This window comes from Oleiphilus sp. HI0117 (genome assembly GCF_001635235.1).
In genome coordinates this window covers 1-13,069 of record NZ_LWGA01000314.1, presented here as the reverse complement: position 1 = coordinate 13,069, position 13,069 = coordinate 1, and the positions used below count along the sequence as shown (strand labels likewise).

At 46.5% G+C, this 13,069-nt stretch carries 12 protein-coding genes and 1 pseudogene; 5 read left to right on the top strand and 8 right to left on the bottom strand.

Annotated elements, in window-relative coordinates; all coding sequences use genetic code 11:
• Nucleotides 1–173: 173 nt before the first annotated feature.
• Entirely contained in the window at nt 174–1,310 is a 1,137-nt protein-coding gene (locus tag A3757_RS03920) for an integron integrase (protein WP_156490134.1), read from the top strand.
• On the opposite strand, the gene hypA is transcribed toward A3757_RS03920, so the two are convergent.
• Genes hypA through A3757_RS03890 form a run of 6 tightly spaced genes read right to left on the bottom strand, consistent with a single transcriptional unit; the run spans nt 1,288 to nt 6,786 of the window.
• Nucleotides 1,288–1,650: a hydrogenase maturation nickel metallochaperone HypA gene (hypA, locus tag A3757_RS03915; RefSeq protein ID WP_068552590.1), complete on the bottom strand. Its 363-nt coding sequence runs from the start codon at nt 1,648–1,650 to the stop codon at nt 1,288–1,290. The genes A3757_RS03920 and hypA overlap by 23 nt on opposite strands.
• Nucleotides 1,643–2,095 (bottom strand): hydrogenase maturation protease, encoded by a 453-nt coding sequence (locus tag A3757_RS03910; RefSeq protein ID WP_068552592.1) that lies wholly within the window; start codon nt 2,093–2,095, stop codon nt 1,643–1,645. Before A3757_RS03910 ends, hypA begins: the two co-directional genes overlap by 8 nt.
• Nucleotides 2,096–3,553, bottom strand: coding sequence for a Ni/Fe hydrogenase subunit alpha (locus tag A3757_RS03905; protein ID WP_068552594.1), 1,458 nt, complete (start codon nt 3,551–3,553; stop codon nt 2,096–2,098). It abuts the gene before it with no gap.
• Between the two features lie 16 nt (nt 3,554–3,569).
• Complete coding sequence (locus A3757_RS03900) at nt 3,570–4,127, bottom strand: NADP oxidoreductase (RefSeq protein ID WP_068552596.1); 558 nt, start codon at nt 4,125–4,127, stop codon at nt 3,570–3,572.
• On the bottom strand, nt 4,124–4,882 hold the full coding sequence (locus A3757_RS03895; RefSeq protein ID WP_197469734.1) for a 2Fe-2S iron-sulfur cluster-binding protein: 759 nt from the start codon (nt 4,880–4,882) through the stop codon (nt 4,124–4,126). Before A3757_RS03895 ends, A3757_RS03900 begins: the two co-directional genes overlap by 4 nt.
• Complete coding sequence (locus tag A3757_RS03890) at nt 4,879–6,786, bottom strand: NAD(P)H-dependent oxidoreductase subunit E (protein WP_068552598.1); 1,908 nt, start codon at nt 6,784–6,786, stop codon at nt 4,879–4,881. Before A3757_RS03890 ends, A3757_RS03895 begins: the two co-directional genes overlap by 4 nt.
• A gap of 365 nt (nt 6,787–7,151) precedes the next feature.
• Here A3757_RS03890 and A3757_RS03885 point away from each other — a divergent pair, with 365 nt between their 5' ends.
• The 4 genes from A3757_RS03885 (at nt 7,152) to A3757_RS03870 (ending at nt 12,047) form a co-directional block, all read left to right on the top strand.
• Entirely contained in the window at nt 7,152–8,228 is a 1,077-nt protein-coding gene (locus A3757_RS03885) for an AraC family transcriptional regulator (RefSeq protein WP_068552599.1), read from the top strand.
• Nucleotides 8,229–8,455: 227 nt separating this feature from the next.
• Nucleotides 8,456–10,207, top strand: coding sequence for a 2-oxoacid:acceptor oxidoreductase subunit alpha (locus A3757_RS03880; RefSeq protein WP_068552601.1), 1,752 nt, complete (start codon nt 8,456–8,458; stop codon nt 10,205–10,207).
• Entirely contained in the window at nt 10,191–11,048 is an 858-nt protein-coding gene (locus tag A3757_RS03875) for a 2-oxoacid:ferredoxin oxidoreductase subunit beta (protein ID WP_068516145.1), read from the top strand. Before A3757_RS03880 ends, A3757_RS03875 begins: the two co-directional genes overlap by 17 nt.
• A 462-nt stretch (nt 11,049–11,510) precedes the next feature.
• Entirely contained in the window at nt 11,511–12,047 is a 537-nt protein-coding gene (locus A3757_RS03870) for a DUF924 family protein (protein WP_068516141.1), read from the top strand.
• Here A3757_RS03870 and A3757_RS28035 read toward each other — a convergent pair.
• Both A3757_RS28035 and A3757_RS03860 read right to left on the bottom strand, forming a co-directional pair.
• Nucleotides 12,048–12,430: pseudogene (locus tag A3757_RS28035) on the bottom strand (BLUF domain-containing protein).
• Nucleotide 12,431: 1 nt separating this feature from the next.
• On the bottom strand, nt 12,432–13,069 hold a 638-nt coding region (locus A3757_RS03860; RefSeq protein WP_068739195.1), incomplete at its 5' end, for a Sir2 family NAD-dependent protein deacetylase.

Here is a 13,069-nt window from a genome sequence, read left to right as displayed (position 1 = left end):
TTTCCTGGGCTGAAAACGTTCTTAATGATAACCCACTTTCAAGCCACTTCTTAACAATGGCTTCTTTAAACTCTTTTGAATAATGCTTCACTCATATTCTCTTACCGCCTCCTATTCAATTATTAAAAATTAACAGAGGCGACAACTATCCTGACACAGGGGGGAAGCGTCAGGTGGTTGATGCGATTCATTGTTTGTTTCTAAGTATTCATTCCCCCCTTTGTAAGCAGGTTGATTGGGATTATTGGAAAATGTCGTGCAAAGAGTTGGAGGCTGATCATGTCTCGAATGCGCGAAATAATACGCCTGTTGTAACAGGTCGAAGCAAAAATATGGACTTGGAGGGCAGTGCAAATGCACCAGAAGTCGAGAAGTTAATCTATCAGGTGCGTGCTAAGGGGTACAGTATTCGCACCGAAAAGACTTATGTCCATTGGGTTAATCGCTTCTTAAAGTTCTGTTCTAATAGTCACACCCAAGGTAACTCTGCCAGAGATGTGATTGACTATCTTTCATTTTTGGCTGTTGATAAGGGTGTGTCGAGTTCAACGCAGGCGCTTGCGCTGAATGCAATAGTCTTTTACTTCAAAATGGTTTTAAATCTTGAGCTTGGTGATGTTAGCCAATACGTCAAGGCAAAAAAACGTCAGAAGTTGCCGGTTGTCTTGTCTACTGATGAAGTAAACGAAATATTAGCCGAACTACAAGGGGTTCAATTGCTACTGGTATCATTGCTCTATGGCTGTGGTCTAAGGTTGATGGAGGCGGTTCGGCTTAGGGTTCAAGATATCGATTTTGCATATCAGCAAATTATCATACGCAATGCCAAGGGAAATAAGGAAAGGGTGGTGCCGCTTCCTGTTAAAATTCAAGGGCCATTGCAAGCGCACTTGAAAGACGTAAAAGCATTGCATGAAGCTGACTTAAAGGAAGGTTATGGTAGTGTTTATATGCCGGCCGAATTGCTTAGGAAGTACGGCAAAAATGACCGGCTATGGATTTGGCAATATGTGTTTCCTAGTGCCAAATTATCGCTCGACCCCAAGTCGAAAGCAGTGCGCAGGCACCATTTACACGAGTCGACCTTGCAGAAGTCGGTCAGGTACTGCGCTCGAAAGCTCGGGATTGCAAAGCGTGTTACCTGTCATACCTTTCGTCACAGTTTTGCCACGCATCATTTGGAACGCGGGATGGATATTAGAATGCTGCAAGAACTATTGGGGCATGCCGACGTTGCCACGACGATGATTTATACCCACACAGCTAATTTCTCTAAGGGCAAGACTTCTAGTCCGTTGGACTTTCTTTAGTGCTAACCTGCAAAGAACTAATCCTAACCTGGTCTCCCTGTATCACCTCTAAGCCGAAAGCCCCGCAGTGAGAACAAGCATCGTATAGGTGCTTGATTTCACTTTGTTTCTGGCAGCTTCCGCATAGGCCAATACCTGAAGGGCGGGATAGGATTAACTTCGCCTTGTCTGCAATGGAGCCTTTCATCACGGCGTCAAAACAAAACTGCATCGCTTCTGCCTCGACATGGCTTAGTTGACCGACCTCTAAATAAACGGCTTCAACCAAGTTGAAGTGCTCGGCTTCGGCTTGTTCTTCAATGAGTTCACGCATACTTTCCGCAAGTGATAGCTCATGCATGCTCGCTAATCCACTTGGTAGTGAACGCGAGGGCTTTATCTAAATTGCCTTGGGCGCGCGGGCTCAGTGTCTCGTCAAAGGCATCAAATTCGTAGCCGCGAATTGCCAGAATAAAGGCTTCGGGTTTTGTCTCATATAAGGTATGGCACAATTGCAGAACCGACTCAGGTTGAAGCTGATGGCTGCCCAGGCTTTGTTGATCATTAGCGCTGGCTTCATTAAACGAAAAGGGTGGGGAAGAGTCTAAACTCGCGTCTACAAATACCACCGTGTCGTACTGTGTAATGTCGTAAGCGTCTTCGACGGTGAGTTGGTAGTTTGAAGAAAGGCTTACTTTATCAGCAAGTATTGAGTCATCTTCGAGTGCTTTAATAAGCGCCGGGCCGAGGCCATCATCTTGTCTGCCAGGGTTGCCGTAGCCAATGAAGAGTATCTTCTTACTCATTTAATTTTGGCCATCTACAAACTGGCTGTTACTGTCGATCAGTTTATTTTCATGATCAAACAGCTCCACCTTGAGCGGCATTTGGCCGAGCGCATGGGTTGCACAAGATAAACACGGGTCATAAGCGCGAACGGCCACTTCGATATGATTGAGCATGCCTTCCGATATTTTGTTCTTGCCTGAAATATATTTTCGGGCGACATCGGTCACTGCTTTGTTCATGGCGGTATTGTTATGGGTTGTCGAGACAATCAAGTTGCAGTAGGTGACTTGGTCATTCTCATTGACTTTGTAATGGTGGAATAAAGAGCCTCTCGGCGCTTCGATTACGGCTATCCCTTCTTCACGACGATCGCCGGTTAGTTTGAGATCCGTACCCATAATATCCGGGTCAAGAAGTAGTTCTTTGATCTTTTCGACACAGTGAAGGACTTCTATCATTCGTGCCCAGTGATAGGCCAAAGACATATGAGCAGGCTTATGTTGGGAGAACTCTTTGAATTCTTCATGACGAGCATTGGCCAAGGGGGTGTCGATAAAGCTGACTGTATTCATGCGAGCCAGTGGGCCGACCCGATACCAACCGTCAACATTGCCCCGGCTCTTGATAAAGGGGAACTTCATGTACGACCAGGGTTTTACTTCTTCTTTGATAAAATCATCGAAGTGCCGGTAATCCATTTGGTCAAAGATCAAATTGCCATTGGCGTCAATTGCGCGAAGCTGACCATCGTATAAATCTAAAGCGCCATCATCACGAACCAGTGACATATGACTAGACTTAAAGTTGGCGAAGCTTTCTACCAGCCCTAGGTGCTCAAGTGTATAGTTGCGTGTAATATCGACCGCTTCTTGTGACCACTCGATCATCTGGTCGATATCTTGTAATAGCTTGTCTCGTTCTTGAACGGAAAGACTCTTACTGATGCCGCCCGGAATGGCTGTGTTGCCATGAATTTTTTTACCTGCGGTGTACTGAATAACTTCTTGTCCGTACTTGCGCATTAATACGCCTTTCTTGGCCAGGTCAGGAAAGGCTTTAATGACTTCAAAGATATTGCGTTTTTTTGCGGGCGCAGAAAAACCAAAGAGCAGGTCAGGTGAACTGAGATGGAAGAAGTGGAGTACGTTGCTCTGCATGATCTGGCCGTAGTGCATCAGGCGGCGCATTTTTTCGGCGGTGGGCGTGAGTTGGTCAACACCGACAATCATATCCATAGCTTTTGCGGCTGCTAAGTGGTGACTTACCGGGCAGATGCCACACAAGCGCTGAACGATGACAGGCACTTCCCAAAGTAATCGGCCCTGGATAAAGCGCTCAAAGCCTCTGAACTCGACAATATGTAAGCGCGCTTCAGACACCTGGTTTTGTTCATCGAGGTGAATCGTCACTTTGCCGTGACCCTCGACTCGCGTTAGGGGTTCTATTTCTACGATCCGAGCTTTTGTTTTTTTCATCTTTTCAGCCCTTGAATTAGTCAAACTTGATCAGTGAATAATCAAGCGAAGGTGGCTCGCCTTTGATCAAGGCTGTTAAAGCACTCCATAGCGCATCGCCAGAAGGTGGACAACCTGGAATCTGGTAGTCAACTTTGACCACATCGACGCAGGTGTAAACCTTGTCGAGCAGCAAAGGTAGAGCTGGGTCATTTGGTATCTGGTTTTCTGGGTTGAGTACCTTGGGCGTGGTATAGGCTTCGTCCAGGCATTCTCTTAGCGGATCATCGGAATGCATAATGGCATTTCGCATGACCGGCAAACCGCCCATGATGGCGCATTGCCCAACGGCAACAAGTATGTCGCAGTTCTCTCTGAATTCACGAAGCACATGGACGTTATCTTCATTACAGCAGCCGCCTTCAATGAGGCCAATGTCGCAACGGCGTGTGAACTTTTTGACATCGTTTAAAGGGCTGCGATCAAACTCGGCCAGTTCCATTAGTTCGATTATTCTTTCATCAATATCCAGCAACGACATATGACAGCCAAAGCAACCTGCCAGAGAGGTGGTGGCAATACGCTTCTTTCTCATTTTGTACTGTCCTCTTTGCCGGTTTCAGGCTGGTATTGTCGTACTTCGATATCTGAGCCAATTATATGGCTGTCGTATTGACGCTCGCCAACGGGGGCGAAAAAGCCATCGTTCTTTCGAATAATACAGCCAACCGGACAAACCTCTAATGACATGGCGTAGTCGTTAATATCGGCATTGGTATCAGCAAGGCAGTCGCCATTCACACCAATACGTTTATGGATACCGCGACCCACGTATTCAAAGACATGCTTGTCGTCAACGTCTCGTGAGGCTCGAATACAACGACCACAGAGTATGCAACGGTTGTTATCTAATGCGATATCCGGGTGCGAAGCATCAACCGGGCGAGAAGGCTGTAAGTATGGGAAGTCTGATGCCTGAGACAAACCAAGGCGATAGGCGGTTGCTTGTAGTTCGCAGCGTCCACTAGCTTCGCAGATAGGACAGAGATGATTGCCTTCATGAAATAACATTCTGACCAAATCTTTGCGATAGCCTGTTACTTCCTGGCTTTCATTTTCAATAATTGCACCGTCTTCGATGGGTTGTGTGCAGGCGGCAACGACCCGGCCATTCATTTTGACAGAGCAAACTCGGCAGCTACCTTGGGGAACAAGGCCTTCAGAATCGCATAGCCGAGGAATGTAGATACCTTGTGCCTCACAGGCAGACATTATCGACTGTCCCTCATGGGCTTCGACTTTCTTGCCGTCGATGGTAAAGCTAAGTCGCTTTTCTTCTTGGCTCATCATTTTTGCTCCCTGTCGTCATGGTCGTATCGCGGGTCAAAAATAATCGATCGTCGTTTAGCGATAATACGCGATTCGTTCAATGCACCTTGAATATCAAAGCCTGCCTGACGACCATCCGGGTGGTCTTTTAGCAAAGCGGAGTACACCAAAGGGAAGTTTTCAATTGTCGATAAAATAGGTTTAGGGGACGTATGCCCAAGCCCGCAGCGACTGGTTTGAATAATGGTATTGCCGAGGCTTTGCAAAGACTCCAGATCCTTGCTCTCGCCCTGGCCGAGCATGATTTTCTCAAGCCCTTTCTTTAAAAACACATTACCGACTCTGCATGGGGTGCAGTAGCCACAGCTTTCTTCAATAAAGAAGTGCATAAAGTAATTGACGATATCGAGAATATTACGTTGCGCCGAGAAAATCATGATAGCCCCTGCTGTAGGTAAATCCTCAAAACATAAGCGCCGGTTAAAGTCGATACGCGCAATCATTTCGCCACTGGCACCACCTACCTGGACAGCTTCTGCATCAATAGCACCAGCTAAGTCGAGTGCATCGGAGACGCTAATACCATGCTCAACTTCATAGATGCCAGGGCGCTCGCAGTCGCCGCAAATACTGAGCAGCTTGCTACCTTTGCTGTGCTCGGTGCCAAGAGACTGAAACCACTCAGCACCTTTGTCCAGAATATGAGGCACGTTGCAGAAGGTTTCGACGTTGTTCACCACTGTTGGATAACCCAAGTAGCCTTTCTGCGCAGGGAAAGGTGGTTTGTTTTTGGGTTCTCCGCGTTGTCCTTCGCATGAGCTGATCAGAGAGCTTTCTTCGCCGCAAATATAGGCACCTGCACCAAGTTGGATGCGGATATCGAAGGAAAAGCGTGTTCCGGTTGACTCGTCAATAAGCATGTCTTGGCCGAGCAGGGCTTCTCGACGTCGTTCTTCCAATACGCTATTTAGGTAGGGCAGCAGGTAACGATATTCAGCGCGCAAATAGAGAATGCCATGCTCACTACCAATTGCGTAGGCGGCGATAGTCATACCCTCTATTAAGAGGTGAGCGCGCTCTGTTAGCAATACTCTATCTTTAAAGGTGCCGGGCTCGCCTTCGTCGGCATTACAAATGACATAACGTTTTTCAGCCGGTGTTTGGGCTGCAAATTGCCATTTGCGCGCGATTTGAAAACCCGCGCCGCCGCGACCTCTTAGATCGGAGCGGAGTAACTCATCAATAATCTCGTCGGGGTTTTTTGAGAGGCATTTAGCCAAAGCTTGCGCTAAAGGAGGCTCACTTAGTAATACCGGGCCAGATTGCTGAATATTGTTATTTACCATGCTCCGTACTAGTGAGTGGCTGTTATTTCCATCGCCTGTTTTACCGCCGAATACCGATAAACACGTGTCATGAATTCGGGTGGATAGTGCTCTCCAGTTATCGGATTCAGATGCTTTGAGTGTACGTTTTAGTGCGTTAACTAAACGTTTCACTTTGCTTGGTGTTAACGAGGTGACGACGTGCTCGTTAATCAGGGCGGCAGGGGCTTGGTCACTCATGCCTATGCAGGGCGTGAGGTGGAGTGAAAACTTCCCATCCAGAGTCGTGTTGCCAACAGGGATCCCTAATGCCAACTCAAAGGCCTGCAGAATTTCCGCGCTCCCCTTATGCTGGTCGATTATATCTTCACTCAGGTGAATGATGATTTTTCCTTGAGGGCTAGTTTTGAAAAAACTATAGAAACTCGCGACCCCTTCAACAACGACTCGGTGACTGTTGGTTTTTTCTGCGACTAACTTCATTGAGTCGCCACTGATCCAACCTAAGGTGTTTTGTATCGCCCAAAGGATATCAATCATTCGCTTGGGATTGTTATCAAAGCCTTGGCAGATTTCAGAAATACGAAGCTGGTTTTCCATAAGCAGACTACTGAGTTGTTATTTTCTTGGTACAGCCATGAAGTTAAATAGTGTAGTTCTTATTAAGTATTCCTTGCTAGCCTTGCTGAGTAAATAGCTGATCTTGATCCAGGTTAATTCTTCGGAAAAAAGCTATGAAGAAAGTTTTGTATGTTATGTCGAGATTTATCAGCGGGAATGATAAGCTGATCAAAAAATAACATCTTTTTAGCGAAATGAGCGATGGTTACTTTCAAAAACTTTGGTTGCTCGATACGATATGTTCATATAGCAACATTTATGAGTATTTTAGGGCAAGGTAAGAAAGCCTTTTTTCACTGACTCAAAATATTCATTGATAATAAAAACAAAATGAAAGGTTAACTATGGGCGCTTTAAATATAGCCAAAATCGGGCACCGAAACTTACGTACTGAATATCAGACTTCGGGTGAGGTCTTTATCCCTATCGCGCGTGTTAAGCCGCTAGTTAAAATCCTCATGATGAATAAGGTAGATCTGAGGTCCTTGTTAAAAGATACAGGGCTTCAGTTTCAGGATTTATCCGAGACTGATCAGACGATAAATTTTCTTCAGTACAAGCAGCTGATTATTAATGCGAGGCGTTTGCTTCCTCATCATCCTTTTGCACTTTACTTGGGAGAGCAGAGTTTTCTGCATCATGATGGACTACTCGCGGCTCGAATTATGAGTAGTGAGAATGTTCAGCAAGCGATGGAACTTCTGACCAAGTATCAACCTTTATTTACACAGATACTGGGTTTCAAGTTTGAAATGCAAAAATCTGGATTGGGAGTGTTAACCCTGACGCCTAAACAAGACTTGGGTGACGCGCTACCTTATTTTATGGAATTCACCTGCTCTGTAATTTACTCCTTAGGGCGCTTTTTTATGGGGGGCGTTGAGCTGGATGACCATGATAAAGCGGGCCAGATACACTTTTCCTTCGATCAACCGAAGGTAATTGAGGCTTACGACGAGTTCTTTTCGGTGCCGGTATTTTTTAATCAGGATCAGAATCGAATTGTTTTGTCTGAAGCCTTGCTTAAGCAGCCTCTGGTTTTCTACAACAAAGATTCGGCCCAGTTAAATGAACAATGTTGTCAGGAGCGTTTGAGTGAAGTTTGCCCTGATAATACGGTTTTAGATCGCGTGAAATTCATTATTCGTAGAGATATTTTCCAAGAATTGTCTCTTGATACCTTAGCCTCTGAGCTTTGTATGTCTCCGCGTACCTTACGGCGTCATCTTCAGTCTCATGAAACATCATATAAAGAGCTATTAGAAGAGGAACGTAAGCGCGTTGCACTGGCTCATATTCGAAAACAGGATATATCCATTGAAACTTTGGCTGAAAGCTTGGGTTATAGTGATGCATCAAGTTTCAGCCGAGCTTTTAAACGCTGGTACGGTCTATCGCCGAAGAACTTTAAACCGAATTAGAATGCGTAGTCTTTTATTGCTCTTTGCTTGGTTCGCAACGGCTAGATGGTGGTTTGTAAACGGAGCCTTCCAAGGCTTGTTAGCAATTTAGCACGCCCTTGATTTATGAGGGGGCTCTGCCTAGCTTTTTTAAACTCGGCTTACTATAACTGCGGACACTTGACCTGACTCATTTACCTAGCCTGCGCTCTGTGTAATGGTTTCCTTAAACAATAAGAGGAGGCTATATGACCAAGCAATCCGTTTCCATTGCCATCGCTGGCTACGGCGGTACGGGTGTTATCACAACCGGACAGTTACTGCTCAAGGCTTGCGCCAAAGCAGGCTACTTCGGTTTGGCGCAACGCTCTTTCGGGCCGCAAATAAGGGGAGGGGAGTCTTTAAGCCTTCTTCGTTTTTCAAATCATCCTGTTCAATCCCCTGATGACTATTTCGACTTACTCGTCTTGCTTGATACTGACCATGTCACGCGTTTTAGTGCTGAAGTGCCATTGAACGAAAACAGTGTCGTTATCATAGGGAAAGATCAGGCTAAGACTCCAGAGTTTGTTAAAGACTCTGGTGCTCGCGTCGTCGAGCTTCCATTGGATACACTCGCAAGTGAGACCGCTGATGGCGGAGAGAATATTGTCGCTGCGGGCCTGTTAGCCAAATTCTTAGGTTTGGAGCAAGGCACGATACAGAAGGTATTGAGAGAGCACTTTGCCAAGAAAGAGGAGTTGCTGTCGCAGGCTGAAGACTGGTTAATTGCGGGTTGGAACCTGGCTGACCAATACCAGGAAGTGGCGCAAGTTCAATTGGCAGATAAGAGTGAAAAATCTCCTCAATGGTTGGTAAATGGTAGTGAGTCTTGTGGTCTCGGTGCGCTAAAGGCAGGTACGCGCTTTGTTGCAGCTTACCCCATTACACCAGCCTCGGGAATTCTTGAGTGGCTCGCGCCAAATTTGGAAAAGTTGGGCGGTAGTTTGGTTCAGGCTGAAGATGAGCTGGCTTCTATCAATATGATTATCGGATCGTCTTTTGGCGGTGTTTCGTCGCTTACCGCTACCTCTGGCCCTGGTTTAGCATTGATGGCTGAGTCTATAGGTTTGGCCGTTGCCAGTGAAACTCCTCTGGTAATTGTGAATGTGATGCGAGGAGGCCCTTCAACGGGTATTCCCACCAAATCAGAGCAGTCTGATCTAAATATGGCGCTACATGGTTTGCATGGCGATGCGCCGCATGTGGTGACTGCCATGTTATCGATTGCAGACAGTGCCTTTACCACGGGTTGGTCAGTGTGGTTGGCAGAACACCTGCAGGTGCCAGTGATTACCTTGTCTGACCAATCAATGGCCCAGTCAGATGCAAGCCTTCTGGAGCCGCAGCTTTGGCAAGAAAAGGGTGAACGCTTGATCGCAGCGCATTCAGATACGCCTTATCATCGTTACGCACTAACTGATAGCGGTATCTCACCTATGTCGATTCCTGGTGAAGAAGACATGATGTATACCGCAGACGGTTTGGAGCATAACCAACATGGCACGCCTTCTGCTGCCACAGAAATGCATCGCGAGCAGCTGCAGAAACGCGCCGAGAAGCTTCGTCAGTTTGACTACTCTGAATATTGGGCTGAGGTGTCAGGGCAGGGTGAAAGCGCCATAGTTTGTTGGGGGTCGGTCTCATCGGTAGCTAAAGAAGCGGCTGAAAGAATGACCGAGCAAGGTGAGGCATGCCGAGTCATTGCTTTACGTTTGATCGCGCCACTACAAACCGAGGCGCTGTTGCGCGAGCTAGAGGGTGCAGAAAGAGTACTTGTTGTCGAGCAGAGTCATGGTGCCCAGTTTATGGCTTGGTTAAGGGCGCATGTAGACTTTCCTTGTGCTCACCAAAGCTTGGCTATTCCGGGCCCTTTACCTATCCGGCCGAAGCATATTATCGGTGCCTTTAATCAATGGGAACAGAACGCTCTGGAGGTAGAACATGTCGCCAACTGCTGAGAATAAAAACATAGCAACAAGAAAAGCGAAGGATTATAAGTCTACGGTCAGCCCAATTTGGTGTGCCGGTTGTGGGCACTATTCAGTGTTAGCTGCTTTAACCCGTGCTTTGGCAAAACTCAACCTTGACCCGGAGAATGTTGCTATCATTTCGGGTATTGGCTGCTCGTCTCGTTTGCCTGCCTACACACATTTATTCGGTTTTCATGGTGTTCACGGTCGGGCGCTGCCCGTGGCGGGTGGTTTGAAGGTGGCACGTCCGGATTTGACTGTCATCGCGGTGGGAGGCGATGGTGATGGTTTTTCTATTGGTGGCAATCACTTTTTGCATGCCTGTCGACGGAATATCAATTTCACCTATATCGCCATGGATAATGAAGTCTACGGTATGACTAAAGGGCAGGCTTCACCTACGACGCCTTCGGATTGGGATCACAGTAAACTAACCCCTCATGGCACGGGTGTTCCTGCACTGCAGCCAGCGAGCCTTGCACTGGGTGCCGGGGCCGGATTTATCGCGCGTGGTTATTATGGTGATCCGAAGCAGCTAACGGATTTAATCGTTAAGGCTATTGAGCATGAAGGTTTCTCCTTCGTGCAGGCATTGAGCCAGTGTGTCACCTTTGTACCTGAGCAAAAGCATTGGAAGGAAATGGTCCATGAGTTTGGTCAGGAGCACACTCACGACCCAATTCAGACCGCGGCTGAAATTCAGAGGGATGATGGCTTCGGGCTTGGTATGATTTATCAGAATGAAAGACCTGCATGGATGCCTCCGCATTATGAGCCCGAGAACGAAGGGGAAGTGCTGGACGAAATGCAGCGTACGTTTCAGGTTTAGATGTATGATTTGAAGGCGGCTTACTTAAGTTAGCCCTTTTCTGAAAAGAGGGCTGTAACCAATGGCACTTACTTAAGCTTGATTTCGCCCCGAAACTCGTCATTCCCGCGCACAAGGTGAATTGCGCAGCAAGAGAGGGCCGCCTGGGCGGGGCGGGAATCCATTGTTTTTCAGCCGTTTGGCTGACCTAGAGAGTTAAAAAAGACTAGAAATCTATAGGTTAGCGATAGTCATGGTCCTTCAATTTCATTGAGTTAGCCTCAAAACAATGGATTCCCTTGTTCAAGGGAATGACGCCAATTTCTCCTTAAGTAAGTGCCATTCAGGGCTGTAACTTTTTATCGACTCTGTAGGCAGAGGGTTCTACCCCTCGCCGAGTCGCCCTTAGCTCTCGACGACTCGCATTTGTGTGTTTCAAGGTCTACAGTTAGGTTTTACTTAATTAAGGACTTAGCTGAAACAATGTGCCAATCTGTATTGAGTTTCTGGTTTGAAGAAATCGAACCTTCGAGCTGGTTTGTTAAGGACTCTGATTTCGACGCCCTGATTCAAGGGCGTTTTGCTTCCTTGCACCGCCAAGCGAATGCGGGGGAACTCTACACTTGGCGTTCAAGCCCCGAAGGCCGGTTGGCTGAGATTATCGTTCTAGATCAATTCTCTCGAAATATGTATCGAGATACGCCGGCTGCTTTCGCTTCTGATACACTTGCTTTGGTGCTGGCTCAGGAAGCGATCGCTTGTCGTGCAGATTTAGCACTTGAACCCACTGAGCGAAGTTTTCTGTATATGCCTTTCATGCATAGTGAATCAAGAGCGATTCATGAAGTTGCGTTGTCGCTTTATTCTCAAAAGGGTTTGGAGCGCAATCTTGAATTTGAAAAGCGCCATAAGGAAATTATTGATCGTTTTGGTCGCTACCCTCATCGTAATCAGATACTTGGAAGAGAGTCGAGTCAGCCAGAGTTAGCGTTTCTGGAGCAGCCAGGCTCGTCTTTCTGATTAAGTGCTTTTTGGCATCCCTCTGAATTCAGAAAACGCCTGTAAGAAACTAAGGCTATCACTTGGACTTAAAGCATACGGTTGAAATGAACGATCAGGGTTGAACTTTGCGAGTATTTTCTCGTGACTCCCGACTTGAAGAACGGCTCCCATTGCCCACTCGGGAAAAGAGCGGCTAGTCGTTTCGTTATAAACGATAAGCTTTAAGGCCTTGTGGCGATAGTCTGTTTTGATATGTTGAAATAGCGCTTATCTGAGCATAGAAAACCGCTAATCATATGCTTTTGATTATTCAGCTTTGCGACTTCAACAATACTTTTCAAGTCTTCTAGGGTTAAAACCTTGGAAGCCGTACTCACATAAATCAATTGAACTAGACTCACGTTAAGTCACTCTCTTAATATAATCAGACGCCTTTACCTGATGATAAGTTGTATTTTGGTAGTGAATTTTCACGGGCTTCGGGTCTACGATTTCTATCGGGATATCGTTATGAACAGCCGTTTCCAGGGCCATTTGAGTAATATTGACACTAAAGGAGGTGCCCATAAATACCATCTTCGAGGCATAACGCATTCGTTCCTGTGCCTCTGATATTCTGTAAAGATCAGTGTAGAACTCATCGAAGAGCAAAACGTAAGGCTTTTGTGAAACGTCTAGCTCTGGTGTAAGTGTGTGCTTACTAATTTTAAACAGGGAAAGTAGTGAGTCGACAAGATTCTCTTCATCCACTTGTTCCCAAGGCGTTTGATAAGTCTCAACCGTTGGGCCTTGCTCATGAAAACGCGTCATTTGATCTAAGCGCCCATGAATTGCGATATAATCTTTGTTGCCGGCCTTACCATCAAGACCATCAATATTTTGGGTGATCAGGTTTTTATCTGCGAGCCAATGGTGGACTTCATTTGGCCCGTGATGGCGATACGTTGCAAAACGATGATAGTACCAAGATAGAAATTCTACCGGGTTTTCGGTGTACATTCGGCGCGTAGCCATTTCCATCGGGGTATAGTTCTTACTGC